Origin of the sequence: Amnibacterium kyonggiense (assembly GCF_004364555.1) — a bacterium.
In the GTDB taxonomy this organism is placed as follows: Bacteria; Actinomycetota; Actinomycetes; order Actinomycetales; family Microbacteriaceae; genus Amnibacterium; species Amnibacterium kyonggiense.
The window spans coordinates 37,500-62,645 of the sequence record NZ_SOAM01000005.1; the positions used below are offsets into that span (position 1 = coordinate 37,500).

31 protein-coding genes and 1 tRNA gene are annotated in these 25,146 nt (G+C 69.4%); 15 read left to right on the plus strand and 17 right to left on the minus strand.

Features of this window, described 5'->3' with window-relative positions; genetic code table 11:
• Positions 1-3: 3 nt before the first annotated feature.
• The 6 genes from CLV52_RS18030 to CLV52_RS18055 all read right to left on the minus strand — a co-directional run bounded on the left by CLV52_RS18030 (position 4) and on the right by CLV52_RS18055 (position 6,360).
• Entirely contained in the window at positions 4-1,080 is a 1,077-nt protein-coding gene (locus tag CLV52_RS18030; protein WP_133767798.1) for a magnesium transporter CorA family protein, read from the minus strand.
• 154 nt (positions 1,081-1,234) lie between these two features.
• Positions 1,235-2,236 carry a helix-turn-helix domain-containing protein gene (locus CLV52_RS18035; protein ID WP_133767800.1) on the minus strand — a complete coding sequence of 334 codons (1,002 nt, stop codon included), beginning with the start codon at positions 2,234-2,236 and terminating at the stop codon, positions 1,235-1,237.
• Between the two features lie 87 nt (positions 2,237-2,323).
• On the minus strand, positions 2,324-3,238 hold the full coding sequence (locus CLV52_RS18040) for a dioxygenase family protein (protein ID WP_133767802.1): 915 nt from the start codon (positions 3,236-3,238) through the stop codon (positions 2,324-2,326).
• A gap of 5 nt (positions 3,239-3,243) precedes the next feature.
• Positions 3,244-4,314: a maleylacetate reductase gene (locus tag CLV52_RS18045; RefSeq protein WP_133767804.1), complete on the minus strand. Its 1,071-nt coding sequence runs from the start codon at positions 4,312-4,314 to the stop codon at positions 3,244-3,246.
• A complete protein-coding gene (locus tag CLV52_RS18050) occupies positions 4,315-6,105 on the minus strand; it encodes an FAD-dependent oxidoreductase (RefSeq protein WP_133767806.1) in 1,791 nt (596 codons plus the stop codon).
• A gap of 182 nt (positions 6,106-6,287) precedes the next feature.
• A tRNA-Lys gene (locus CLV52_RS18055) sits at positions 6,288-6,360 on the minus strand.
• A gap of 56 nt (positions 6,361-6,416) precedes the next feature.
• Here CLV52_RS18055 and bcp point away from each other — a divergent pair.
• Positions 6,417-6,896, plus strand: a complete 480-nt coding sequence (gene bcp / locus CLV52_RS18060) for a thioredoxin-dependent thiol peroxidase (protein WP_133767808.1) — start codon at positions 6,417-6,419, stop codon at positions 6,894-6,896.
• Positions 6,897-6,899: 3 nt separating this feature from the next.
• On the opposite strand, the gene CLV52_RS18065 is transcribed toward bcp, so the two are convergent.
• On the minus strand, positions 6,900-7,253 hold the full coding sequence (locus CLV52_RS18065; RefSeq protein WP_133767810.1) for a hypothetical protein: 354 nt from the start codon (positions 7,251-7,253) through the stop codon (positions 6,900-6,902).
• 302 nt (positions 7,254-7,555) lie between these two features.
• Here CLV52_RS18065 and CLV52_RS18070 point away from each other — a divergent pair, with 302 nt between their 5' ends.
• Positions 7,556-7,804 carry a WhiB family transcriptional regulator gene (locus tag CLV52_RS18070; protein WP_119483048.1) on the plus strand — a complete coding sequence of 83 codons (249 nt, stop codon included), beginning with the start codon at positions 7,556-7,558 and terminating at the stop codon, positions 7,802-7,804.
• A 117-nt stretch (positions 7,805-7,921) separates the two neighbouring features.
• On the opposite strand, the gene CLV52_RS18075 is transcribed toward CLV52_RS18070, so the two are convergent.
• The 3 genes from CLV52_RS18075 to CLV52_RS18085 are packed head-to-tail and all read right to left on the minus strand — an operon-like array spanning position 7,922 to position 10,547.
• Entirely contained in the window at positions 7,922-9,418 is a 1,497-nt protein-coding gene (locus CLV52_RS18075) for a sensor histidine kinase (RefSeq protein WP_133767812.1), read from the minus strand.
• A gap of 38 nt (positions 9,419-9,456) precedes the next feature.
• Positions 9,457-9,666, minus strand: a complete 210-nt coding sequence (locus tag CLV52_RS18080) for a hypothetical protein (protein ID WP_133767814.1) — start codon at positions 9,664-9,666, stop codon at positions 9,457-9,459.
• A gap of 2 nt (positions 9,667-9,668) precedes the next feature.
• Positions 9,669-10,547 (minus strand): aminodeoxychorismate lyase, encoded by an 879-nt coding sequence (locus CLV52_RS18085; RefSeq protein WP_133767816.1) that lies wholly within the window; start codon positions 10,545-10,547, stop codon positions 9,669-9,671.
• A 382-nt stretch (positions 10,548-10,929) separates the two neighbouring features.
• On the opposite strand from CLV52_RS18085, the gene CLV52_RS18090 reads away from it, so the two are divergent.
• Entirely contained in the window at positions 10,930-11,487 is a 558-nt protein-coding gene (locus CLV52_RS18090) for a hypothetical protein (protein ID WP_133767818.1), read from the plus strand.
• A 12-nt stretch (positions 11,488-11,499) separates the two neighbouring features.
• Here CLV52_RS18090 and CLV52_RS18095 read toward each other — a convergent pair whose 3' ends face one another.
• Positions 11,500-12,753: a nucleotide-binding protein gene (locus CLV52_RS18095; protein ID WP_133767820.1), complete on the minus strand. Its 1,254-nt coding sequence runs from the start codon at positions 12,751-12,753 to the stop codon at positions 11,500-11,502.
• Positions 12,750-13,382, minus strand: a complete 633-nt coding sequence (locus tag CLV52_RS18100) for a hypothetical protein (RefSeq protein ID WP_133767822.1) — start codon at positions 13,380-13,382, stop codon at positions 12,750-12,752. Before CLV52_RS18100 ends, CLV52_RS18095 begins: the two co-directional genes overlap by 4 nt.
• A gap of 123 nt (positions 13,383-13,505) precedes the next feature.
• Here CLV52_RS18100 and CLV52_RS18105 point away from each other — a divergent pair, with 123 nt between their 5' ends.
• The gene (locus CLV52_RS18105) at positions 13,506-13,778 is read left to right on the plus strand and encodes a helix-turn-helix domain-containing protein (protein WP_133767824.1); all 273 of its coding nucleotides are present in this window, start codon (positions 13,506-13,508) and stop codon (positions 13,776-13,778) included.
• Between the two features lie 54 nt (positions 13,779-13,832).
• On the opposite strand, the gene CLV52_RS18110 is transcribed toward CLV52_RS18105, so the two are convergent.
• Entirely contained in the window at positions 13,833-14,276 is a 444-nt protein-coding gene (locus CLV52_RS18110; RefSeq protein WP_133767826.1) for a hypothetical protein, read from the minus strand.
• Between the two features lie 176 nt (positions 14,277-14,452).
• Here CLV52_RS18110 and CLV52_RS18115 point away from each other — a divergent pair, with 176 nt between their 5' ends.
• The 8 genes from CLV52_RS18115 to CLV52_RS18145 all read left to right on the plus strand — a co-directional run bounded on the left by CLV52_RS18115 (position 14,453) and on the right by CLV52_RS18145 (position 20,150).
• Complete coding sequence (locus CLV52_RS18115; RefSeq protein ID WP_133767828.1) at positions 14,453-15,997, plus strand: recombinase family protein; 1,545 nt, start codon at positions 14,453-14,455, stop codon at positions 15,995-15,997.
• Positions 15,998-16,250: 253 nt separating this feature from the next.
• Complete coding sequence (locus CLV52_RS18120; RefSeq protein WP_162850938.1) at positions 16,251-17,228, plus strand: recombinase family protein; 978 nt, start codon at positions 16,251-16,253, stop codon at positions 17,226-17,228.
• Positions 17,225-17,746, plus strand: coding sequence for a hypothetical protein (locus CLV52_RS18125; RefSeq protein WP_133767832.1), 522 nt, complete (start codon positions 17,225-17,227; stop codon positions 17,744-17,746). The genes CLV52_RS18120 and CLV52_RS18125 overlap by 4 nt, the downstream gene beginning before the upstream one ends.
• Entirely contained in the window at positions 17,703-18,347 is a 645-nt protein-coding gene (locus CLV52_RS18130; protein ID WP_133767835.1) for a hypothetical protein, read from the plus strand. The genes CLV52_RS18125 and CLV52_RS18130 overlap by 44 nt, the downstream gene beginning before the upstream one ends.
• Positions 18,344-18,517: a hypothetical protein gene (locus CLV52_RS18590; RefSeq protein ID WP_162850939.1), complete on the plus strand. Its 174-nt coding sequence runs from the start codon at positions 18,344-18,346 to the stop codon at positions 18,515-18,517. The genes CLV52_RS18130 and CLV52_RS18590 overlap by 4 nt, the downstream gene beginning before the upstream one ends.
• A 48-nt stretch (positions 18,518-18,565) precedes the next feature.
• Entirely contained in the window at positions 18,566-19,501 is a 936-nt protein-coding gene (locus CLV52_RS18135) for a hypothetical protein (RefSeq protein ID WP_133767837.1), read from the plus strand.
• Positions 19,502-19,511: 10 nt separating this feature from the next.
• Positions 19,512-19,868, plus strand: coding sequence for a hypothetical protein (locus CLV52_RS18140; protein WP_133767839.1), 357 nt, complete (start codon positions 19,512-19,514; stop codon positions 19,866-19,868).
• 27 nt (positions 19,869-19,895) lie between these two features.
• Positions 19,896-20,150 carry a hypothetical protein gene (locus tag CLV52_RS18145; RefSeq protein ID WP_133767841.1) on the plus strand — a complete coding sequence of 85 codons (255 nt, stop codon included), beginning with the start codon at positions 19,896-19,898 and terminating at the stop codon, positions 20,148-20,150.
• An 80-nt stretch (positions 20,151-20,230) separates the two neighbouring features.
• Here the strand turns inward: CLV52_RS18145 and CLV52_RS18150 are convergent, their stop codons facing one another.
• Entirely contained in the window at positions 20,231-20,437 is a 207-nt protein-coding gene (locus CLV52_RS18150) for an excalibur calcium-binding domain-containing protein (RefSeq protein WP_246018218.1), read from the minus strand.
• Between the two features lie 372 nt (positions 20,438-20,809).
• Between CLV52_RS18150 and CLV52_RS18155 the strand changes: the two genes are divergently transcribed.
• The gene (locus CLV52_RS18155) at positions 20,810-21,631 is read left to right on the plus strand and encodes a DUF5677 domain-containing protein (protein ID WP_133767844.1); all 822 of its coding nucleotides are present in this window, start codon (positions 20,810-20,812) and stop codon (positions 21,629-21,631) included.
• A gap of 33 nt (positions 21,632-21,664) precedes the next feature.
• Here CLV52_RS18155 and CLV52_RS18160 read toward each other — a convergent pair whose 3' ends face one another.
• A complete protein-coding gene (locus tag CLV52_RS18160; RefSeq protein WP_133767846.1) occupies positions 21,665-21,853 on the minus strand; it encodes a hypothetical protein in 189 nt (62 codons plus the stop codon).
• A 90-nt stretch (positions 21,854-21,943) separates the two neighbouring features.
• Between CLV52_RS18160 and CLV52_RS18165 the strand changes: the two genes are divergently transcribed.
• Entirely contained in the window at positions 21,944-22,747 is an 804-nt protein-coding gene (locus tag CLV52_RS18165; RefSeq protein ID WP_133767848.1) for a hypothetical protein, read from the plus strand.
• Between the two features lie 134 nt (positions 22,748-22,881).
• Here the strand turns inward: CLV52_RS18165 and CLV52_RS18170 are convergent, their stop codons facing one another.
• Complete coding sequence (locus CLV52_RS18170; RefSeq protein WP_133767850.1) at positions 22,882-23,085, minus strand: hypothetical protein; 204 nt, start codon at positions 23,083-23,085, stop codon at positions 22,882-22,884.
• A gap of 84 nt (positions 23,086-23,169) precedes the next feature.
• On the opposite strand from CLV52_RS18170, the gene CLV52_RS18175 reads away from it, so the two are divergent.
• Positions 23,170-23,652, plus strand: coding sequence for a hypothetical protein (locus CLV52_RS18175; RefSeq protein WP_133767852.1), 483 nt, complete (start codon positions 23,170-23,172; stop codon positions 23,650-23,652).
• A 217-nt stretch (positions 23,653-23,869) separates the two neighbouring features.
• Here the strand turns inward: CLV52_RS18175 and CLV52_RS18180 are convergent, their stop codons facing one another.
• Complete coding sequence (locus tag CLV52_RS18180; protein WP_133767853.1) at positions 23,870-24,454, minus strand: recombinase family protein; 585 nt, start codon at positions 24,452-24,454, stop codon at positions 23,870-23,872.
• Positions 24,455-25,146 lie beyond the last annotated feature (692 nt).

The window sequence follows — 25,146 nt, forward strand, 5'->3', positions numbered from 1 at the left end:
CGGTCAGAGCCACCCGCGGCGGCGGAGGATCGTCCAGATCCCGCCGCCGAGGCCGACGATCACGGCGCAGCTGGTGACGAAGCCCCACTCCTTGGAGAACCCGGGGTACGGCACGTTCTGCCCGTAGAAGCCGGTGACGGCGGTGGGCACGGCGATGATCGCCGCCCAGGACGCGAGCTTCTTCGTGATCTCGTTGAGGTCGTTGCCCTGCTCGTTCTGGTTCGTATCGAGGATGCTCGAGACGAGCTCGTGCTGCGCCTCGATCGCGTCGGTGGTCTGCACCACGTGGTCCTGCACGTCCTGGAAGTACGGGCCGAGCCGGTCCCCCGCCACGTGGTGGTCCTCGTCGGTGCGGGCGAGCCGCGCGACGACCTCCCGCATCGGCGCGACGACGCGGCGCAGCTTGCCGAGGCTCTTGCGCAGCTCGAAGCCGCGCCGCCGGATCTCCTGGCGGCGACGCGCGTCGAACATGGCGTCCTCGAGCTCCTCGGACGCATCGCTGATCTGCTCGACGGCCTGGTACTGCCCGTCGACGACCGCGTCGATGAAGCCGTGCACGAGGAAGCCGACCCCGCTGCCGACGAGGTCCCGCTCCGCGTCCCAGCGCGCGACGAGCGCATCGACGTCCCACTCGGCCTTCCGCACCGTGATCAGCGCGCGATCGGTGATGAAGGCGCTCAGCTCGCTCGTGCGGAGCTCGTCGGACGCGGCGTCGAACCGCACCGCGTACACGTTCGCGAACAGGTGCGTCCGGTAGCGGTCGAGCTTGGACCGCTGGTGGTCCTGGACGGCGTCCTCCACCGCGAGCGGATGGAGGCCGAACTCGTCCGTCACGATCTGCAGGTCCGCCGCGTCGGGGTCGAACAGGTCGAGCCAGACGAACGAGCCGTCGTCCGCGGCGAGATGGTCGCTGATCGCCTCGGCGGGGAAGCCCTCGGCAGCGAGCGCACCGCCGCGGTAGAGCCGGGTCCGCGTCGGGCACTTCGGCGGCACGGCCTCGGAGACGCTGGCGGCGGCCGGCCCCGGCTGCTGGGGATCGCCGGACGCGGGCCGGACAGCGGGCGGGGCGGGGTCGGACATGCGGGCGCTCCATCCTGCCGACGCGACCGCCGACGTCGAAGGATGCCAGCCGGACGCTGAAGCCGGGGTGGTCGCGGCCGGACCTCGGCGGCGCGCGCACCGGGTGCTGCTGCCCCGCCTCGCGGCGGACGACGGCGACCCGGTCTCCGGCCCCTCAGCCCGACGCGCTCGCGCGCACCTCGGCGGGCGTCCGATCGAACCGCTCGCGGAACACCCGGGCGAAGTGCGCCGCCGACGCGAATCCGCACCGCTCAGCGACCGCCGACACGGCGGGGCGCGACGACGAGCACAGGAGGCGGTGCGCGAGGTCGAGCCGCCGCTCGAGGATCGTGCGGGCGACGCCGGGTCCGTTCTCGGCGAACACCCGCGCGAGGTGACGCTCGCTCACTCCGACGGCCCGCGCCACCGTCCGGACCGAGAGCGAGCGATCGGCGAGATGACGGTCGATGTGATCGAGCGCGGCGCGGCGATGCGCCGTCGAGGGCGCCTCACCGGTCAGCATCGCCTCGACGAGACCGAGCGCACTCCGCTCGGCGACGGCCAGGGCGTCGGCGCTCGGTCGCTCGAGGGTGCCGCGCACCAGTCGGGCGAGGGCGCCGGCGTACTCGTTGCCGTCCGGCGCGTCGTCGAACCGCATGACGACAGGGGACCGAGGGAGCGCGCCGCCCGCGATGCGCTCGTAGACCTGCCGCGGGATGCGGACGACGAGCTCCTCGAGCCCGTTCGCGAAGCCCCGCATGAACGGCCGGCTCACGTCGCAGAGCAGCACCGTCCCCGGCCGCTGGGTGTGGACGCCGCCGTCGTGGTAGAAGAACGACTCCCCGAAGAGGGAGAAGTACAGCGCGACGCCGTCGACCCGGCTCCGCGCGATCTGGGCGGACGAGCGCTCGACGACGTGCGGGTTCGCGACGACGTCGGCGAGCTGCAGATCGCCGACGCGCAGGACCACCTCCCGCGCCTCGAGCACCGATTCGTCGATGGTGCGGGCGCGGAGGTCGATCAGCGCCGTCGCGTTGTGGCGCTCCCACAGGTCGACGCGCTCGTCGACGCCGAGGCCGCGCGTGGAGAAGGTGCGGTACCCCTCGACCGGCTCCCGGGCAGGTCGGACACGCGTGCCGAAGTCGGTCTGCTGCCACAGCCCGGTGCGCGTCCCCATCGTGCCGCTCCATCGCGTCGAACCCGTCGACCCCGTCGCCGCGGTGGGACGAACGGTACACCGCAGGCGAAGGCCGCCTGCCAGCGGTCAGGCCACCGCGCCGCCGTCGCCGGCCACCCGGGCCGGCGCGAGCACGATGTCGAACCGGGTGCTCGCCCATCCCCCGTCCACCTCGCGCCCGTCGGGGGTCGGTGCGCCCGCCGGATGGTGCACCCAGTCGTGCACGAGCGACTCCTTGACGCCGAAGACGGAGTCGCGCTCGAGCAGCTCGTCGCCCCGCACGAAGATGTGCGTCACGAGGGTCCGGTACCCCTCGGCGGAGACCATGAAGTGGAGGTGCGACGCCCGCCACGGCGAGCGCCCCGCGGCCCGCAGCAGGTCGCCGACCGGTCCGTCGAAAGGGATCGGGTACGGCGTCGGGAAGAGCCCCCAGAAGCGGTAGCCGCCGTCCGCGTCCGAGGAGAGCTGCGCGCGGCCGTACACGCGGCCGTCGTCGTGCTGCACGTCGTACATGCCCTCCTCGTCCGCCTCCCACACCTCGATCCGCGCGTTCTGGACGGGCCGGCCGTCGACGTCGCGGACGGTCCCCTCGACCCAGGCGGGCTCCCCCGCCGCGCCGCCGCCGATGTCGCCGCCGTTCTCGATCCGCGGGGCGTCGCCGACGAAGAACGGCCCGAACACGGTCGCCTCGGTGGCGTCGCGGTAGGCCTCGTTGTTCACGGCGACGGTCTGCATCGAGATCCCCAGGACGTCGCTCAGCAGCACGAACTCCTGCCGGACCGGCGTCGTGATGTCGCCGACGCGGGTGAGGAAGGCGATCGCGGCGTTCCACTCCGCCTCGGTCAGGCGGACGTCCCGCACGAAGCCGTGCAGGTGCTCGACGAGTCGCTCGAGGACGAACCGCAGCCGCGCGTCCTCCGTCCCCGAGAAGGAGGCGACCACCTGCGCCGTGAGCGCCTCCTCGCGGGCCGTCTGCTCCGAGGCGATGCCGTCTGCTGCCACCGTGCTCACTCCTCGTCGAGGTCGTCGCCGGCCCAGGCGGACCGGAGGATGGAGCCGAGCGACGCGGCGTCGACCGGCCTGGGGTTGGTGGGGGGCACCGCGGGCAGGATGAGCGCGACGGCTCGGGAGAGGTCCTGCTCGCGGAGGCCGATGGCGGCGAGCGACGGCGGGCCGCCGAGCTCCGCCTTCAGCCCGAGCAGCGCGGCCCCGGCGGGCCCGCCGCCGAGGACGTCGGTGATGCGTGCGACGGCGGCGGGCGCCGCCGGCGCGTTGAACGCGGCGACGTACGGCAGCACGACGGCGTGCAGCTCGGCGTGCGGCAGGTCGAAGGCCCCGCCGAGCACGTGGCAGATCTTGTGGTGCAGGCCGGAGCCCGCGGACGCGAACGCGACCGCGGCGAGGTAGGCGCCGTAGAGGGTCCGCTCCCGGCCCTCGATCCCGCCCGGGTCGGCGGCGAGCGCACGGAGGCCGGGCACGAGGGCGCGGAGGCCCTCGGTGCCGAGGGCCCTGTTGATGGGGTCGGCGCGCGGCGCCCAGAACCCGTCGACGGCGTGCGCGACCGCGTTGAGCCCGGACGCCACGGCGAGCTGCACCGGCAGGCCGAGGGTGAGGGTCGCGTCGTAGACGACCGCCTTCGGCAGCACCCGCGAATCGCTACCGGTGGTCTTCACCCCGTCGGAAGTGGACCCCCACACGTCCGTCGCCTCGGATCCGGCGAACGTCGTCGGCACCGCCACGATCGGCAGGCCGGTCGCGAGCGCGACCGCCTTGCCGAGGCCGGTCGCCGATCCTCCGCCGACGGTGAGCACGAGGTCGGCGCCCGTCGAACGAGCGTCCTCCACAGCCCGCGCAGCCCGCGCAGCGGGGACGTGCCGGACGACGTCCGTGATCCGATGCACCACGGGGACCGCCGCGGCGAGCTCGTCGGCGGTCGCCCGGGCGGACGCACCGGCGACGAGGAGCACGCGGGCACCACCGAGCTCCTCGACCGCCGTGCGGACGTTCGCGGCGGCCGCGCCGGACCCGAAGAGGACGCGCTGGCCGAGCGTGACGTGGTCGAACGCGGTCGAGGGCATTCAGCCGCGCCCGAGGATCCGCAGGAGGGCCCGCCGCAGTGCGACGGCCGGGTCGTCGACGGCGCGGAGGCTCCGCCACGCGACGATCTTGTCCGGGCGGACGAGCAGCACCCCGTCCTCGTCGACCTCCCGCACCTTGGCCCAGTCGAAGTAGAGGTCCGTCGTCGCCCGACCCGGACCGATGACGACCGCGCCGACGTCGACGCCGAGGTCCGCGGACACGGTGGCGGCCGCCCCCGCCCAGGCCTCGCCCCCGATCCCCGTGAAGACGGTGAATCGGGTGCTGGGCGCCAGGTCGAGCGTCGACCACTTCCGCGCCGCGTTCCCGACCCACGCGTGCGGCAGCGGCGAGCCCGGCACGGTGGACGGCGTGTAGTAGAGCTCCGGGTCCCGCGCCGGTTCCGGCCGCGTGGACCCGTCGGGCACGACGGCGGCGGACTCGTAGAACTGGCCGAGCTCCACGCCGTGCGCGTTGAACTCGTAGTGCTTCAGGTCCATCGCCCGCTGCAGCGCCTCCCGCTTCGCCCGGCCCGCGGCGGAGGCCGCCTTCCGCTCCTCGATCGCGGCGACCATCGCGGACTCGTCGGCCGCGGCCGTCACGCCGAGCGCGTCGAAGAACCCGCCGAACTCACGGCTGGACCGGTTCGCCCGCAGCACGATCTGCTTCGCGACGGGGGCGCGCTCCTCGCTGTACGTCTCGAGCAGCGACGGGCCGGCCTGCCCCCGCAGCACGGCGGCGAGCTTCCAGGCGAGGTTGTACGAGTCCTGGATCGACGTGTTCGAGCCGAGCCCGTTCGACGGCGGATGGCGGTGCACCGCGTCGCCGACGCAGAAGACCCTGCCGTGCTGGAGGTGCGTCGCGTAGGTCTCGTTGTTGCCCCACAGCGAGCGGCCCGTGATCTCGATGTCGATGTCGGACGTGCCGAGCAGCGACTGCACGATGTCGAGCGTCGCGGCGTCGTCGAGCTCCGGTGGCGGCTGCGCGATGTCGTAGCCCCAGACGATCAGCCACTCGTTCCAGGGCCGCACCATCCGGACGAGGCCGGCCCCGATCCCCCCGACGTTCGCGCCCGGCTGCACGACCCAGTAGAGGACGGAGGGCCGGTGGCCCACGAGGCGGGTGAGATCGGCCTTGAACGTGATGTTCATCGAGCCCGCGATGTCCATCCGCCCCTCGAGGGGCAGCTCGATGTCCGCGGCGACCTTCGACCGCGCGCCGTCGGCACCGACGAGGTACTTCGAGCGGATCTCGTGCTCGACGCCGGTGAGCCGGTCGCGCACCGTCGTCACGACGCCGTCCGCGTCCTGTCGGTGGGAGACGTACTCCGTCGAGAAGCGGGTCTGCGTGCCGCGCTTCGTCGCGGCGCTGACGAGGATCGGTTCGAGGAAGTTCTGCGGCACGTCGCAGTTCAGCATCGGCGATGCCTTGACGTAGTCGCCCTCCCGCTCGGGGCTGGTCCCCCAGGCGAGGATGCGACCGAACTCCTCCCCGGCGATCGAGGAGCAGAACACGGTGTCGCCGATGAGGTGGTGCGGCGTCGACACGGCCTGAACCTCCGCCTCGATGCCCATGTCGCGGAAGAACTCCATCGCGCGCTGGTTCGTGATGTGCGCGCGGGGCGTATTCGCCGTCCAGCGGTACTTCGTGATCAGGATGGTCGGGACGCCGTACGTGGCGAGCGCCAGGGCGGCGGACGAACCGGCCGGCCCCGAGCCGATGACGAGCACGTCGGTCTCCACGACCCGCCCCTCGGGCGGTGCGGTCGTCGCGATGCCGTCGTCGAATCGCATCTCAGGTGCCCTCCGTCGCGCAGCCTCGGTCGCCCCAGTGTCGCGCGGCGGCGGCGCGGAACCGCGTCATGGCCGGAACGGGCAGGGCGATGGCGGATCCAGGCAACACGTTCGACCAGGGCGGCGCGTCCGGAGACGCACGAAGGGCCGGTCCGTCCGGACCGGCCCTTCGTGGAATGCCGTACACCCCCCGGGACTTGAACCCGGAACCCACTGATTAAGAGTCAGTTGCTCTGCCAATTGAGCTAGAGGTGCTCGCGACCGCTCAGCAGCCGACAAGCAAGATTAGCAGACACGAGAGGATTCACTTCATGACGGACACGGCAACGCGCCTGCTCCCCGGTGACCGGGCACCCGAGTTCACCCTCCCCGACTCGACGGGCCACCCCACGTCGCTGCACGACTACCAGGGGAAGAAGGTCGTCCTGTACTTCTACCCGGCGGCCATGACGCCCGGCTGCACCACGGAGGCCTGCGACTTCCGGGACAGCCTGAACTCCCTCGAGTCGGCGGGCTACCAGGTGATCGGGGTCTCGAAGGACAAGCCGGAGGACAACGCGAAGTTCGCGGAGCAGGAGTCGCTGAACTTCCCGCTGCTCTCCGACCCGACCCTCGAGGTGCACCGCGCGTACGGCGCGTTCGGGGAGAAGTCGCTCTACGGGAAGACCGTCGAGGGCACGATCCGCTCCACGTTCGTCGTCGACGAGCACGGTCGGGTCAGCCTGCCCCTCTACAACGTGAAGGCGAGCGGGCACGTCGCGAGCCTCCGGAAGAAGCTCGGCGTCGACTGAGCGCTACGCCCGTCCGGTGCTGCGAGCCGTCGCCTCGCGCACCGGACGGGTGAACAGCAGCACGATCGCGACGATCGCGGGCAGGATCGCGGCGACGGCGAAGAGCTGCCCGCCCTGGCCCTGCAGGGCGTAGATCCCCACGAACGCCTGCACGACCTGCCAGACGATCCCGGGCGTGCGGGACCAGGAGCGCGCGCGGAGCGTGCCGACCGCGACGAGCGCGAGCAGCGCAGCAGCGACCACGAAGGTGCCGGCGACACCGACCGTCTGCAGCGGGTACCGCCCGGTCGCGCCGACGACCGTGCTGATGGCGAAGCCGAGGAGGCCGAGCGCCTCCAGCACCTCGATCACGCTCACGGCGACGAGGGCGACGGGACGGGCTGCACGGTTCGGCGGAGGGCTCACAGGCACATCAGACCTTCGCACCCTTGATCGCGGTTCGGTGCTGTGTCACCATGTTTCCGGTTCGTTTCGATGCCCCCGAAGTCGTGGGCATACGGTGACGCGGACGAGAGGGACGGGTGACCGTTCCTCTTCGGCTGTCCGGGGCCCTTTCCACCCTAGGACCCGTCACCCGGAGAACATCGAGCGAACGCTGACCGCCCTGCGCCGCCTGCTGCCGTCGGGACGACTGTTGATAACTGAAGGAGCGCCCACGCATGGACTGGCGTGACCGAGCTGCCTGCCTGACCGCCGACCCGGAGCTGTTCTTCCCCGTCGGCAACACCGGACCCGCCGTCGATCAGATCGAGCGGGCCAAGTCCGTCTGCGGCCGCTGCACCGTCACCGAGTCCTGCCTGCAGTACGCCCTCGAGACGAGCCAGGACTCGGGCGTCTGGGGCGGCCTGTCCGAGGACGAGCGCCGCGCGCTCAAGCGCCGCGCCGCCCGCGCCCGCCGCTCCGCCTGACCCGACACCTCCATCGATCCGGGGGACGTGGGCCGCTCGGCCCGTTCCCCGGATCCATGAGAGCCGAACCGTGTGCACGCCCAGGGTCGGCCGACTGAACGGCGTGCGACCGCCGGGTTACACCGCGTCCGTGAAGTTGAACGGCACCGCGATCGTGACCTCGGTCCCCCGGCCGGACATCGTGTGCCAGTCGATGAGCCCGCCCAGCTCGCCCTCGATGAGCGTCCGCACGATCTGCGTGCCGAGCCCCGTGCCGACCTTGCCCTCCGGCAGCCCGACACCGTTGTCGCGCACGGAGACGGTCAGCCCCTCGTCCGCCCGGTGCGCGGTGATGACGACGTTGCCCTCGCGGCCCGCGAGGCCGTGCTCCACGGCGTTCGTCACCAGCTCCGTGAGCGCCAGCGCGAGCGGGGTCGCGTAATCGCTCGGCAGCACCCCGAACGCGCCCCGCTTGATCGGGTGCACGCGGGTGTGGTGCGAGGAGGCGACCTCCGCGATGAGCATCAGGACGCGGTCGAAGACCTCGTCGAAGTCGACGCTCTGCGCGAGCCCCTGCGCCAGGGTGTCGTGCACGACCGCGATCGCGGACACGCGCCGGGTCGCCTGCGCGAGCGACTCCCGCGCCTCCTCGGAGTTCGAGCGCCGTGCCTGGATGCGCAGCAGCGACGCCACGGTCTGCAGGTTGTTCTTCACCCGGTGGTGGATCTCGCGGATCGTCGCGTCCTTGGTGATGAGCTCCTGCTCCTGGTGCCGCAGCTCGGTCACCTCGCGGCAGAGCACGATCGCTCCGACGCGCTCCTCGTCGTGCCGGACCGGGATCGCGCGCAGCGACAGCGTCGACCCGCGGGCCTCCACCTCCGTGCGCCACGGCGCCTTGCCCGTCACGACGACGGGCAGCGTCTCGTCGACGAGGAAGCGCTGCGGCAGCAGCTCGGTGACGACCTGCGAGAGCGTCTGCCCCTCGAGCTCGCCGGAGAAGCCGATGCGGTTGAACGCCGAGAGCGCGTTCGGGCTGGCGAAGAGCACGGTGCCGTCGACGTCGAGCCGGATCAGGCCGTCGGAGGCGCGCGGCGCGCCCCGTCGCGGCGCGGTCGGTGCCGCGAGGGTCGGGAAGTCGCCGCTCGCGATCATGCGGAACAGGTCGTTCGCGCAGTCGTTGAACGTGAGCTCCTGCCGGCTCGGCATCCGGGCCTCGGAGAGGTTCGTGTGCCGTGTGAGCACGGCGATCGGGCCGATCGTCTGCTGCGGGCCCGCCGACGGGGACGTCCTGCGCAGCACCGGGACCGCGCGGACGCGGGTCGGCGTCTCCTCGAACCAGTCCGGCGCCGAGGAGTCGAGGATCGCGCCGCGCTCGAAGGCGTCGGTGACGAGGCGCTTCCAGTCCGGCTTGATGACCTGCCCGACGAAGTCCCGGTAGAACAGCGTCGCCGCGGAGGACGGGCGGGCGTGCGCGACGGCCACGAACTCCCCCTCCGACGACGGAGTCCAGAGCACGATGTCCGCGAAGGCGAGGTCGGCGAGCAGCTGCAGGTCCCCGAGCAGCGCGTGGAGCCAGTTGAGGTCGTCCTCGCTGGACCTGCCGTGCGCGCTGACGAGCTCGCTCATGGTCGGCATCCGGCGAGTCTAGAGAGCCGCCGGACCGCGCCCGTCCCTCACTTCGTCGCCGACCGGTACACGCCGTCGTCGTCCACGACGCGGCCGGAGTTCACGAGGCCGGCGAGGACGAGGCCGAAGGGGTCCTCCTCCCCCATCGACGGCAGCGCCTTCCGGTCGAGGTCGCCGTCCGGCAGCGCGGCGCGGAGCTGCGCGAGCGTCGCCGGGCCGCTCGCCAGCCGCGCCAGGATGCGGTCCTCGGTGGACACGGTCAGTCCCGGCGGGCGAGCAGGTGCGCGTTCAGCCGCGACGTGAACTCGGCGTCGATCGAGCGCGCGACCCCGTCGATCGCCTTGATCGGCGCCGCGTTCCGCACGCTCGACAGCAGCCAGAGCGCGTCCGCGTCGGCGAGCGCATCGGGCGTCAGCACCTCGTAGGAGGTCGTGAGCCCCTGCGCCCGCCCGAACCGGAACGCCTCCGCTTGCGTCGTGCCCGCGAGGATGCCGAGGCTGGTCGACGGGGTGAGGAGGCGGTCGCCGCGCTGCAGCAGCAGGCTCGACGTCGGCCCCTCGAGCAGGAACCCGTCCGAGCTGACGAAGAGGGCGTCGTCGGCGCCGCGGCGCTTCGCCTCACGGATCGCCGCCATGTTGACCGCGTAGGAGAGCGTCTTGGCGCCCTGCAGCAGCCACGGCAGCTCCCCCGCGCTGTCGTGCGGGAGCCCGCGGTCGAGCACGACCACGTCGATGCCGGCGGTGCGGGCCGCCGTGTGGTCCGGCGACGGGCTGCCGAGCACCCAGCCGGTCGGCCGCCCGGTGCCCTCCACGCCGCGCGTGTAGACGAGCTTCACGAAGCCCTCCGCGTGGTGCGCGAGCCGCTCGGCGACCGCGATGGTCGCGGCGCGCCAGGCGGCCTCGTCGGGCTCGGGCAGCTCGAGCATCGCGGCGGAGCGGGCGAGCCGGGCGAGGTGCGCATCGACCGCCTGCGCGCGCCCCGAGCCCACGCCCATCGTCTCGAACACGCCGTCGCCGCGGGTCGCCCCGAGGTCGCGCACCTGCAGCACCGCGGTGTCCGGGTCGACGAACCGGAAGGGCTCGGGCGCCTCCCGTCCGGCGTCGGGGGCGGTCAGGACGGCGAGGACGGTCTCGGGCACGGACCCATTCTGCTCACGACGCGGCGGGACGGAGCCCGCGCAGCCTCGGCACGCGCCGTCGCTGCGCGCGGACGGGCCGATCGATCAGCCGGTCATCTGTCGATGGGCTGCGCACGATACTTGGCCGGGCATGTGCGGTGAGAACCCGCATCGGTCACGATGCCGCCGCCGCAACTCGCACGAACGAGATAGTCAACATCGAGTACCCGGAACGCGGCTAGACGACATCAAGCGCTGCGCATGCATGCAACCCGTCACGCGAATCACTCGAGCCCACTTCCGCAGGCGCATCGGTCCCTCTACTCTCATCGCCGATCTTGGAATACGGCGACACCCGTAGGCGGGCTGGCCGCGGATCACGGAATCTCGAAACACTCATGACATGACCACGGTGGCCAATAGCGCAACGCATTCGGCCGCAGGTGCGACCAAAGGTCCGCCGATGCCGGACCCGAATGCGCTTTCCCTTGGCCTGCGCGCGCACCGGTTCTTGTTCCTCGGCTTCACTGCGCTCTCGGCTCTCGGGATGACCAGCACCAGCTTGTGGCCGGGCTTCCATTGGCAGCCAGTGGGGGTGGACGCCACCACGACCGCCGCTCTCGTCACGGCGTCGACCTTCACCACGGTCCGCAAGATCCCGGCCGCTGACGAGCGAAAAGTGGCGATGATCAATTTCGCTCCCGTCGCGGCGCTGATCGTCGTCGGATTGTGGGCGCAGGAAGCGACGTTCGCGTTTCATCTCATCGCCACATTGGCCGCGGCGGTCATCTTCACGATTGGAGCGACGCGGAGCATATGGCGGAGCGCCCTCTTCATGAGTCTGGCGTCAGCCGCGGTTCTGGCGATCGCCCTCATGAGTCTGATCGCCGTCTACCGGCCGCATGTGCACATACCGCTGATTCTGATCAATCCGATCTTCATGATCCGAACCCTCTTCTGAAACGAGCCCTGCTCACGACGCGGCGGGACGGAGCCCGCGCAGCCTCGGCACGCGCCGTCGCTGCGCGCGGACGGGCCGATCGATCAGCCGGTCCGCGGCGAAGCGGCGGAGCGCGGCCGTCGCCGCCGACCGGGGCGCCGCGTCCGGCAGCGGACGCGCCGTGAGCAGCGCCGCGTCGTACGCCGCCGGGTCCGAGGGCACGAGCGTCACCTCGTCGATGCCGCCGAAACGCTGCAGACTCGCGCGGATCTGTCCGCCCGCGCCGAGCCCCACCGCGCTCTGCCGCACCTTGCCGATCACGGAGTGGACGCGGTGCGGGTCGACCAGCTCGACGAGGTCGCCGAAGGCGCGGACGTACCGCGCGAGCCCGATCGGGTCGCCGGCGCCGACCGCGACCACCGTGTCGGCCGCCTGCACCGCCGCGAGGGTCGCCGCGTTGCGCCGCGGGGCGAAGAGGTCCGACACGATCTCCTCGTCGGCCTCCAGGTTGAAGCCGGTGTCGACGACCGTGTGGTCCGCCCACGATCGGCACTGCTCGAGCACCGCCGTCACGCGGTCGGCCGAGAGCTCCGGCCAACGCGCGGGCCTGCCGATCCCGGTGAGCACGTGCAGCTCGCCCCGGACGCCGGCGTACCGCTGCGCGACGCGGTCCAGCTCGGCGGCGGTGAGCGCACCGGCAGCCGCGAGCCGGCAGGCGGCGGCGAGGCCCGGCGCCTCGTCGAGCAGGCCGAGCGACGGCGCGATCGCGGCGCCGATCGTGTCGGCGTCGACGAGCGCGACGCGGAGGCCCGCGGCCGCCAGCTCGGCGGCGAGCGCGATCGCGGTGGTCGTGCGGCCGGGCGAGCCCGCCGGTCCCCACACCGCGGTCACGCGACCGGGCGGCGCGGCAGCCGGGACGTCCTCCGCCGGCACCGGTACCGGCACGCCCTGCTCGATGCGCGCCGCGACGTCGGCGGCGGTCGCCGCGGCGTCCAGGACCTCCCCGACGCCGAGGGCGGCGGCGTGCGCGCGCCCCCGGTCGCCCTCCGCGAGGACGACGAGGGCGGTCCCCGTCGAGGCGGCGGCCCGGACCAGCGCCGCGTCGAGGTGCCGCGGCTCCGCGCTCGTGACGAGGACGCCGGGACGGAGGCGGACGAGGGCCTCCGCCGCCTCGTCGGCCCCGGCCGGCCGGGCGACGACGAGCAGGCCGGCGGTGGGCAGCTGCGGCAGCAGCCGGTCCTCGAGGTGCGGTGCGAGGCAGAGGACCGCGGGCGTCCCGGTCGTCACGGCGCCCCGCCTCCGACCTCGACCGCGGCGAGGCGGGCGCCGCCGGCCTGCGCCGCGAGCACCGCGGCGACCTCGTCGCGCGGCACCTGCAGCTCGACGGCGTCCTCCGTCGAACCCGAGATGAGGCCGCTCGGCGTCACGACCCGGGACACCACCGCGTCGCCGACGAGCACGACCGGCGCCTCGTACCGGTTCTCGGTGGGGCTCGTCCTCGCCGCCGACCAGAGGTCGACCGTCGAGCCGACGGCGACGCCCGCGGCGAGCGGCGAGGCGAGGTCCACGACCACGGTCGCCGACCGCACCGCGACGTCCGTGCCGACCGCGGATCGGGGCACCATCTCCCCCGCGGCGATCGTGCGGGTGGCGACGAGGCCCTCGGCGGGCAACGGCCCGGACAGGTACAGCGCGGTCGCGTCGCCGAGCCGGACCGTCGCCGATGCGAGCTGCGCCGTGGTCACGCGCTCGCCCGCCACGATCGCGCGATCCGCGCGGTAGACGACCGCGGTGCGCGTGAGCGCGGCGACGAGCGTCGTCGTGCCGACCGCGGAGGCGACGATGAGCGCGACGCCGATGAGGATGCGGGGGTCGAGCAGCCTGCGGCGCCGGACGGCGAGCGGAAGGGCGACCATGCGGGCTCCTCGTCGGGTGGCGGGATGAGCATCGTGCCGCGTTCCCACCGACGCTGCCGGGAGTTATCCACAGCCCGGAGCCGACCCCGCCGGACCGCCGGGCCCGGTGCCATGATTCCCGCCATGACCGCAGCCGAGCCCGCCGACCTCGGGCGCTTCCTCACCGTCGCCGAGACGGCGGAGGTGCTGCGCGTGTCCGTGACCCAGGCGTACGCCCTCGTCCGCTCCGGCGAGCTGCCGGCCATCCGCGTCGGCGCCGCTCGCCATTGGCGGGTCGAGCGCAGCGAGCTGGAGGCCTACATCCAGGCCCGGTACGAGGAGGAGCGCCGCGTCGCCCACTGGCGGCAGAGCGAGTACGCGATCGTCCCGGAGCTCCGCACCGGCCCCCTCCTCTGACCGCGCGTTCTCCGTGCTGTAGGACGCGGCAGCCTACAAGGCGGAGCATGCGGGTCAGTCGACGCGGACGAGCAGGATCTGCGCGAGCGCGAGCACCTCGACCCGGCTGACCGATCCCGCGCGCCGCCAGCCGTCGGCCGGGTGCACCGCGAGGTCGAGATGGTCCCTCCCGACGCGGTCGACCGTCCCGGCGAGCACCCCTTCCGGTGTCGTCAGCTGCACGGTCCGCCGCCGGCGGGCGAGGTCGCGGAGCACGAACGCGAGCCCGATGCGGTCGGTCACCGCGCCGAGCGCGATCGGTTCGAGGCTCCGCTGCAGCTGCGCCGCGGTCGGGAGGAGCGCGGCGACCGCGTGGAGCGGCAGCACCGCCTGCGCGGCCGTGCCGAGCAGGTCCCCGGAGACCCAGTCCCGGCCGACGGTGCGCGGCACGAGCTCTATCACGGAGCCGTCGACGAGGCGGATCCGGACGCCGTCCGGCGTGCGGGCGAGCGCGGCCACCCGATCGCGCAGCGAGGCCCGACCGACGCGGAGGCGCTCCTCCTCGAGCTCCGCCTCGCGCTCCTCCGCGCCGAGCCCGTGCTCGAGCTGGCCCTCGAGGTCGGCGAAGAGCTCGTCCCAGCGCGCTGTACCAAGAGGTGTAACAACCGCTCCGCCGCGTACCTAGGGTGCCTCACATGTCCGCTCCGCTCCGTGCCGCGATCTACGCGCGCATCTCCAAAGAGGCTGTGGACGTGCCCAAGATCGAGAACCAGGAAGCCCTCTGCGCGGCAATGGCGGAGGACTTCAACTACACGGTGATCGGCAACTATGCGGACGACGCGATCAGCGGGTACAAGCCGGTCAAGAACCGGCCCGGCATGGATGCGCTGATCGCGGACGTGCTCGACGGCAAGATCGACGTGATCCTCGCTCGCGAGCAGACACGGTTCGCGCGTAGCGATGAGTACCGGGCCCGGCTCGTCCGCGCCTCGCGGGGCGCGGGTGCCGTGTGGCACACAAAGTTCGAGGGGCTGACCGACCCCGGCACCGCCGACGGCAAGTTGCAGATCGGCATCCGGGGCGAGTTCGCGGAGTTCGAGTCCGCCCGCCTGAGCGAACGAGTGCGGGCTGCGAACGACGCGCGCATCAAGCACGGCAAGCCCATCGTCACCCGCCGTCCATTCGGCTACGAGGCCGACGGCGTGACGCAGAACGAGAAGGAGGCGCGGGCCCTTCGATGGGCTATCGACCACCTGCTCGCGGGAGGCAAGACCTATCGGGTGCTGAAGCAGTTCGAGGCCGACAACATCACGCCTGTGATCAGTCGCCGGGAGTTGACAGCAGCCGCGGAGGAGAACCGTGAGCCGGTAGCCCCCCGGTGGTCCTACGGCACCATCGACGGCATCCTGCTCCGTCCGGGCAACTATGGACTGTTGGTGCATCGGGGCAAGGTCGTCGGGCCTGGCTCCTGGGAGGGCATCGGTACCGCGGACGAGTACAAGCGCATGCTGACGCTCATGCGAGACCCGACGCGGTCGGTCGCACCGAGCCGGGAGCCGAAGCACTTGATGTCGGGGGTTCTGGTCTGCGGCACCTGCGGTGGCCCCATGTTCCGCACCACGCAGGCGAACCGGCACGACAAGACCAAGCGACTGGCGGTCTACCGGTGCATCGCACCGAAGAAGAAGGCCAGCCCGATGACGCACGCCTGCATCATGCAGGCCACCGTAGACACGGCGGTCGTCAACGCGGTCGCGGCGCGGTTCCTGATGGTGCGCGACCGAGAGGAGTTGACCGCCTCCGACACCTCCGAGGTCGGGGTTGTGCAGCAGATGCTGTCCGAGGTCCGCGCCGCCAAGGAGGAGTTGGTCTCGCTGCTCGGCACGCCAGGGTTCAAGGCGCAGTTCGCGAAGAAGTCGAACGAGTTGAACGCGGAGGAGGAACGCCTTCAGGCGCGGCTCGACCAGATCGCGGGCGACGCCGCAAAGCAGGGGTTGGCGGGCGCGTTGAAGGCCGAGTTCTGGGCACGAATGACGGAGCACCGCCCGAAGAACGGCGACGGCTTCGCGGACATGACGAACACGTTCGAGGAGGTCGTGGCGGCGTTCGGCGCCCTGCCTCTCGATCAGCAGAAGGCCATCGTCAAGTCGATGATGACGGTGACAGTCGGACGCGGCCAGGGCATGGGCCGGATCAAGATCGTTGTGCACGCCGAGCAGGGAGTTGTACTCGCAGCGTGAGGACTGGCGGTCGAGGGCGGTCTACTTCCTGAACCTTCTTGAACCCCTTGCGAGGACAACGCCCACCAACGCTTACCGCTCAGGTCGGCCAGCCGTCTGCGACGGTACCGGCTGCGGGCGACCGCACGACAGACAGATCGTCGCGACGACCGCAGGACTGCCCGACAGGTGCACCTCCGCCAGCGCGGTACCAGTGCAGTAGGTGCAGACCATGGCCGTAGGTGTACGTCACGCCTCGGACACCATCGACCGCATGATCATCGGCGTTCCGATGGTAGCCAGCATGACCACATGGCAGTCCGTCCGCGATGGACACCCCGGCGTCGGGCATCGGTGCTTTGGCTGGAAGCGCGACAACACGACGTTGGAGCCGACCGAGGCATCAGCGGTCCGGGAACTATTCGACCTGGTGCTCGACCGCGGCGCCCGACCTCGTGACCTCGCGGAGTACCTGAACGAACTGGGGCTCCTGACGCCGTTCGGCAACGCTTGGCGCCCGGAGACCGCAACTCGCATGTTGCTGCGACCGAGGAACGCGGGCGTGGTGACCGTGCACGGCGTCGAACTCCCCGATGCCGTCGCGTTTTGGGCGCCCATCGTCACCCGCGATGTGCTCGACGCAGCGTCCGACCGGCTGCGTCCTCGCGACGCGTTGACCCACACGTTCGCGAGATGGTTGGGAACGAACATCGCCCGCTGTGCGACCTGCGGTGCCGTGGTGAAGGCGTCGAGCACCGACGAGGCACCCGTGTACCTCTGCGGGCTGCCGGTGCGGGAGCGAGTACCTGTGCTTCGGCACGCTCGGGCAGACGCCGCGACGGTCGACGCGGCGATCCGGACCGAGGTCGTGAACATCATCGGCGCCGAGTCCGCAGAGATTGCGAACAACGAGATTCGGCGGATCGACCTTGACGTGGCGGACCTCATGGAGCAGCGCCGCGAACTCCTTCAGGTGCCCGAGGACGACGCGCTCGGCGTCACCTTCATGGACCTGAAGCCCCGGCTCGCCGCGGTCCAACGCCGCCTGACCGCGCTCCACCGCGAGCGGGCTGACGTGCAGCGTCGAGCGGCGATGCTCGCCGTCCGGACCGGCGACGCGACAACGACCGCGGAGCGGTTCGACGCGCTGTCCATCGACTCGCGTCGAAACCTTGTTGCCGAACTCCTCGACATCCGGGTGTATCCCCGCGGCTCGACCCCGGCGTTCACCATCGAGCGGCGAGTGTCGTGAGCGACGAGTACTTCGTGCTGGAGCCGGACGAGGCGGAGCGGGTGCACCTCGGACGTACGAAGTGGTTCGGTCAGTTCGTCCCCGAGAGCGAAGCGGAGCAGGCACGGTACCTCCTCACGACCGACGAGTCGTTGTGGCAGGAGTTCCGCTCGGTGAGCCTGCTCGCGATCACGCTGATCGAAGCGGGCATCGATCCGGACCCCCGCATCAAGGCGGGGTCGGGCGCCATCGATGACACCCGGCTGACGAGGTGCTCATTCGATGGGGAGCGCCGGAGGACCGGGGCTGAGCAGGGCGCTGTCCATTTCTCCACAGGCCCCGGTGAAAAGCAATTTCTTGTTCTGAGAATTAGCGCCAAAGGAACTTATTGCGACGGGAGTCTCGATGTCCTACCGTGCCTTCATGACCACTACCTCAGGAGAACTACCCGAGCGGCACTAGGCCGCTTGGGGTTCACCCATGAGGAGGGTCGCCATGAGCGACATCAAGTCCACCCCCACCGCCCCGAGCACCTTTGAGGACTGGCGCGCTGACGCCAGGTACTTCCGCGAGATGACCGAGGGATGGGCATTCGCCGCAGCCGTCGCATGCTCGGAGGCGCCCGGCAATGGCAACGGCAACCGTCGCGAACGCGACACTTCCGGGAAAGTCAGCGCACGAGCCTTTGCCCGAGAAGCGGGCACCACTGCTGACCGTGTGATGCGCTACCTGCGCGTATGGGCCAAAGCAGCGGAGATGGGGTTCGTGGAGCCCGCGGACACGCTCACGCCTGGTAGTGCGGAGACAGTTGAGTTACCGCCCGAGGAGGTCGAGTGGCGCGGGATGGTCATTGTCGCGAACGCGGACGCGGCAGCCGATGTCAAGCCCATTCCGGCCAAGCCGAAGCAGTCGCAGATGTCGGCGCCCATCAGCATCATTGAAGAGCGCGGCCACAGGATGGACGAAGCGAAGAAGGACGTGCAGCACATCGCGGATGCCGCACTGAACCTTCCTGAGTTCTCCGACGAAGATCGCGCGCAGGTGCTGAAGTTTGTGAACGAGATGGCAGCACTGCTGTTGAAGATCAAGAAGTCGGTTCTCGATGCGAAGACCTCAGGCCCGAAGAAGACCGCGGCATGAGTCCTCTGACTGCGGAGCAGGCCATCGCAAGGGCACGGATGCAGCAGCCCGGCCTGTTCATCCCGTTGGATGCAGACCTGTCGCTCACGCAACAGGAGCACCGGGCTCAGGAGGCCGCGCTGTCGTTCGCGGTGGTCTACGGTCACATCGCACCGCAGGCACGCAGATGAGCCCAGGGCCTGATCGCGTTGTCCGCCCTCTTCACTACGGTTTGACAAGTGTCCGACGAACGCGCGCGGAGATGGCCTGAGCCCTCCCCCGAAGAACTCCTCAAGGCGCTCCGCCGAGCCGGATGGCTGCTGGAGCAGGAGACCGCCACTGCACTTGACGCAGCGGGATTTCAGGTCACGCAGAGTTGGGCGTATCAAGACCCCGACGAAGGCAAGTCGAGGGAACTCGATGTGGTCGGCTACAAGGAGTTGTTTCGCGACGCAGACGCCAACCTCCGCGTCAGTGCGCAAGTGATCATCGAGTGCAAGGAGAGCGACATGCCATACGCGCTCATTGGGCGAACGACTGCTCCCTCTGCCGTTCCCGCCGAGCGCAACGACATCCTTGCTCCCGCTGAGCGAGTCACGTACTCCAATGAAGTCACTCCGGAAGGTCGGCGCATCCTGTACGTCAGCGCGGCGGAGTATCTCCGCCTCCACACCCTGACCGCGAATCCGTGGGCGAGAGACTTTGAGGCGACGCAACTCGTTCGACTGAACAAGTCCAAAGAAAACTGGTCCGCGTCGAACGACGGCATCATGCAGGACGTGATGGCGCCCCTTTCGAAGGTGCTCTCGATTCTTCGGGGCGAACAGGAAGCCGCGAACGGGCAGTGGTTTATGAACAAGAGTGCCCGGTACAGCGAGCGGTACCCGGCGCACCTGATCCTGTACTTCCCGCTGGTCGTCACGTCCGCACCGCTGTTCAAGGTCGATGCAACCAACGCTCCGGCGCAGGTGACGACCGCGCCGTGGGTGACGCTTCGTCGGCGCTTCAACTCGGCGTCTCTGAAGGGCACGTACCGCGCCACGGTCGTGAACGCCGACGGGCTGGAGGACTACCTTGAGTCCCAGGTCCTTGGCTTCGCGAACGCGGTTGCCGAAGAGGTAGCGGCCAAGCCTGCACGATTCGTCACCGACAGGGACCTTTCGTGGTCACGATGAAGCGCAAACGATGACCGACGACGAGCCGAAGCCCTTCTTCGACCGCTCGTGGTGGCAGCAGTGCACCTCGAACGCCCTCGGCTCCGCCGTCGGCACCGGCATCGTCGCGCTGGTCGGCCTGTTCGCTGCCATCACCTCCGGCATCGTTCAGTTGCCGCAGGGGCCGAGCCCCCTCTTCGGCATCGTGTTCACCGTTGTCGTGGCCGGGATGTTCGCCTTCGTCGCGTTCGCGTCGTTCTACTCGGCCCGCGTCCGGCCCGAACGGAAGCGATACCACGTGCTCATGGGCACCGCGTTCGTCGTGCTGGGCACGATCATCACCGTCACGCAGATCGCGCAGGCCTTGACGCAGCATCCGTACCGCTGACCATCAAAGTCGCCCTACAGTGCGCACGTGTCCTGGTACCACGCCATCTTCGCTGGCGTGCTCGTGTTGATCGGCGCGGTCATCATCATCAACGCTGGCTGGCTGAGCGAGAACATCCACAGCGCACAGCAGCGGCTCCTCCCGTTCGCCCGCCCGGACGATGCGGTGGACCGGCCCGGACCGACCCCGAATCAACGTAGGTGGGCGATGCGCGGCGTCGGTGTGGTCGCGCTGGCGATGGCGGCGATGATCATCGTGGCCAGCCTGCTCGGGCTCTTCTAACCGTCAGATTTACATCCCGGCGGCGACTCAGCCCCCACGGCACCTCCATCCACGCCGTGTCCGAGCAAGGCACTCGGGCCCTACGACTTCTCGCAGGCGATCCCGTCGTGGTCTGCATCGGACTTCTTGTTCGCGTTGTACAGCGCCGACGAGAACTTCACGTTCCCCTTCAAGGCGCGGTGGTACGTGTGCCCCCGCCAATGGGTCGTGTTGTACTTCACGCCCTTCTTGGCGATGCCGCCCGAGTAGACGTGCCGGATGGCGGTGCAGTTCTTATAGGTCTTCACGGCAGTCGCCGCGTCGGCAGGGACGGCGACGCAGGTGACGGCAGCGAGTGCGACAGCGGCTGCCGCAAGAAAACGCGTGGGTGCGCGCATGATGACTCCAATGGTTCGGGCGCGGGCATCTAAGCGCACCTTCGCGCTGGCCGTCTAGCCCCTCCGCGCCGCAACGTCGGTCAAATCGAGATGAGACCGCACACGCGGCACTCGTCCACGACCTCGCCGGACGACAGGTCCCTCGGCAGCAGGCCGGGCAAGTTGCAAGACGGGCACCAGCGCGACTCGTCGTCGTCCATGCGCGTTACCGTAGGCCGACCGGGACCGTGAGGTGTCCGTTTCTCCACAGGCTCCGTCGGGTCTCCTTCGTAGATTCGTGCCATGAGCCAGTCGGGCGAGAGGAAGCGGCGCCGTCAAGTGCGCGAGACGACGCCGCAAGACGCGCCGACAGCGGACGCTTCGAGAGCAGCCATCGAGGACCTGATGAGCATTTGGCCGGACAGGCCGCTCGTCACGGTCACGGCGAAGGAGGACGCCTACCTCCGCAGCACCGCGATCTGGGTCTTCGCGGAGCACGCCGTCCGCACCGCGAAGGCCGTCCTCGTGCTGGACGAGCAGAAGATGTACATGCAGTGCGCTCCGCTCGCTCGACTCGTGTACGAGTGCGGCATGACCGCGGCCTGGATGGGGCAGACGCCATACTCCGGTCACTCGCTCTTCAAGGCCGCGAAGAAGCAGCACGACCTGCTGATCGGAGACCTGGCCCGCATGGCGAACGTGCCGGTACCGAAGGACGACGAGGACGCCATGACGGGTCTGGGGGACGCCGAGCAGTTGCCAAAGTTCTGGGCTCGAGCGAAGGTGCTCGACGGCGGCAAGTGGATTCACCCGTACTACCGATTGCTCTCCGCGGCATCGCATGGGGACGGGTCGTTGGTCGAGGAGTACCTGGAAGAAGTTGACGAGGAGCACGCGTGGGGTCACCGGCACCAGTTCCGTGACCCCGAGCAGTTCCGCTGGCGGCACGTCGTGCTGGCGCTCACCGTCGTCGCACTCAACTTCGCGCTGTGGACGTGGGACGAGGTGTCGGTGGATCACGAACTGCGAGACGACCTCGAACGCGTCGGGAAGAAGCATCACCTGGGTTCGCGTCCGGTGTTCGACCACGACGATCCGGCGAAGACCGCGGAGCCCGGCGCCTAGGTCGAGCAGTCCCGTTCCGCGCAGCACCACCGATCACGGAGTGGCGGACGTGGACGACTGAGGCGATAGATTGCCGGTACCGAGCAGGTACGCCATCCCGGCGACGGTGAAGGCGAAGCACACGATCAGCCCCACCGTGATGAGCCCCACCTTCCAGGGATGCCGTTCGATCCACAGGTAGACCGGGTTCGACTCCGGCTTCGAGAGTCGGGGTTCGGGCACGGCGGCACCGTACGCCCGTTGATGCTCGCGACGGCGAACACGGTTTGACACCTGTCGCTCGGCACTGCGCCCTGGTTCTAGATTCCGAGAGTGACTGACCCGGCGCTCTCCGCGCAGACGGCTGAAAGCGACCTCCGCGAACTTGCCCGGCTTGTGCTCGAACCCATGTTCGGTCCGGACTGGTTCGAGAAGTGTGGTCTGAATACCAAAGTCATCGAGGCCGCAAAGGCAAGCCGTGAACGCCAGGAGCGTGACCGTCCAGGCGTCTCTGTCGAGCAAGGCCTAATTTTCTACATTGACCTGAGCGACCTCGTTGGCTTGATCAACCACAACTGGACTCGGTTCGAAGCAGTGCTGGGGCCGAACAAGCGGTACTGGAACCACGACGCGGATCGGCTCCGCATTCTTCGTAACGTTGGCGCGCACGGTCGCACTGCGCTCCCATTCGAGCGCGATCTACTCAGCGGTATCGCCGGAGACATCCGCAATCGGGTGACGAAGTACAGGAGCACCATGAACGACCAAAATGAATGGTGGCCCCGCATCGAGAGGTTGTCTGATTCATTCGGCACCGTGATGCCCGAACGCACCGGTCCCATCTCTCCGACCAAGCGCTCCGGTGTCGTTCTAGCGGTTGGCGATGTAGTCACCTTCGACTGCGCAGGGTGGGACCCGCAAGGCCGCGCGCTGCGGTGGGAAGCGCGGCGGGGCGTGGAAGTCCTCGCGAGCGCCGAAGGCAGCAACACCCAGTTATCCATCACCGTCACTCCGGCATTGATTGGATCGTCAGTGTGGATCGAGGTCGCGCTCATCAACGATGCCCCGTATCACCGAGATGTGACGAGCGATGACGCAGGGGCGTTCAACTACACGGTCCGGCCACCTGGAGTCTGACTATCGACTCGCGCCGCGATCATCGCACCACGCCCGCAAGAATGCCATCCGCAGCGACGTGGAACAAGAACTCGACCGCATACGCAAAGAGGCGCTGCGGCGGTCGAAGGACAAGCGGAGCCCGCTGCTCTGACTCAGCGGTCGAAGGTGAAAACCAGCACCGCGCCGACTGCGGCGCCGAGTAGGTAGCCCGGCAGCAGCGAGAGAATTCGCTGGTATCGCTCAGAGCGTTCGTGCCACTCCGGCGACCGCGCGTTCCACCGCAAGATCAACGGTCGCAGCCCGTACCCGAAGCCGTACCCCAACGCGATGATGACGAGGTACCACGGGAAGTGCACCCTCGCACCGTGGCGGTACGGGTGCCGTAGAGCACGAATGCCCCATGTAAGGGGAATTCCGAACCACGAACCATTTCGATCACCATGCTGAACATGACGATTCGTGCTCACGCACTGAAGATCGGAGCCGCAGTGCTCCTGACCGGCACCCTCGCGACATCCGGCGCGCTGACTGCCTCCGCGGCAACCCACTGGGTCGGCGCCAAGGATGTGTGGCGGATGACCTCGCAAGCAAACGGGCGGAAGTTCGACATACAGTTCGGGTATATCGGCAAGAAGCAGGCGCCTGCGGTCTACGGGTGCCATAGCGGCACCGGTGGTTGCTACCCGGTGTTCGCGAAGTGGGAGATCCGATTCACGCGCGTCAGCGACGGCAAGGTGCTGTTCGACCGCACGACGTCGAACTACAAGGACGAAGCCATTGAGGCCCTAGTCAATTACCAGTTGAAACTGCACCACTACGCGAACCGCGTTCCGTCATCGTCGTGGCTCACGTCCAAGATGACGGCAGTCATGAAGATGACGGACGAGCAGGCGTACAAGTACTCGACCACATTCCCGTACTGAAGCCGCGCGCTGTTCTGATAGAACCCTGGGTTGACTAGCGGATGATCTGAGCGAATTTTCGACGCACCGCGACCGGCGATGTCGGCCTTTCGATTCAAGAATTGACTACTTTAGAGGCCCCGGTCATTGCAATGCGCCCGGCGCCGCCTCAGCGCATGAGAACGACCCTCCGGCCATCATGTCGAGCAGATGGCGCGGAGGGCCGCAGGACGGCGTATTAGGCGCCCTGAGCAGCCAGGTGCCGGTACACCGTGGGCACGGAGCACTTCAGCGTCGCGGCGATGACGGCCACCGACTTGCCCTGCTCCTTCATGTGTCGAGCCAACTGCGCCTGCTCCGAGTTCAGGGCACGAGGACGGCCACCGACGCGCCCCTCAGCACGGGCTACGGCAAGCCCGGCACGGGTGCGGCGGATCGTGAACTTGCGCTCCATGGCGGCGAAGATCGCGAGCACGCCCATCATTGCTTCGCCCATGTCCGTGGTGCTGTCGAGCCCGTCCTGTAGGGATTGCACGTAGATGCCGCGCTCCTTCAGGTCGGCCAGCAGGGTGATCACGTGGCCGGAGTTCCTACCGAGGCGAGTCAGGTCCCAGACAAGAATCTTGTCGCCGGGTTCGAGGTCATCGAGCATCTTGTCGAGCATCGGACGCGAGGTCTGCTTGCCGCTGACGCCGTGGTCGATGTAGATGGCGGACTTGTGGACGCCTGCTGCCTTGAAGGCGTCGATCTGGAGTTGCTCGTCCTGGTCCTGGGTGGACACACGGGCGTAGGCCACGACGTGGCCGGTGGTGGGTACTGACATGCGGACAAATTATCAGTACTCGTTCTCGGAAGTACAGAGGTTCCGAGAACGAGTTCTGTGCCCTCCAGAGGGGCGTATGGGCTCAGATCAGCAATCGACCCTTTCTGAGACAGCCGTCAAGCCGTGTTGGTCGGCGCGGTCAGGGCCGGTTCCGGTTCGGCGCCGTCGTGCCCGCGTGGTGTTCGAGCAGCCGCTGCAACGTGTTGCGCTCTGCTGTGGCCTCCGCCTGCGAGAGACCGAGCACCCGCTGCCGCATCCGGTCGAGCCCTACGTCATCGAACGGGCGACCGGAGAGGTCGCGAACTCTCACTACGAGGTCGAGCAACGACTGGGTCATCCGAGACCCAGCCGATTGAAGTCGGCTACCTCCGTCGCTGTCAGGTGAGACCACGCGAACCGACCAACCTCGCGGTAGCGAACGAGCGTGGGCGAGTCGCGCACCCACTCCCGTGCGCCGCCACCGGAACGCGGAATCGTGTTGAGGACCGTCACCTTCCTCACCATCGTCACGAGCGCAGCCGCGCCCGGTCGGGGAAGTTGTTCTTCGACAACGTCGGCGCGGCACCGCGAGCGGCGAACCTGAATTTTTTATGGTTTGGTCTCCACGACCTCGGAGGTCTCCATGAGACGCCTTCTGGCCATCACCACCGCCACCACGACCATCGCGCTCGGCGCCCTGGTCCCAATCACCA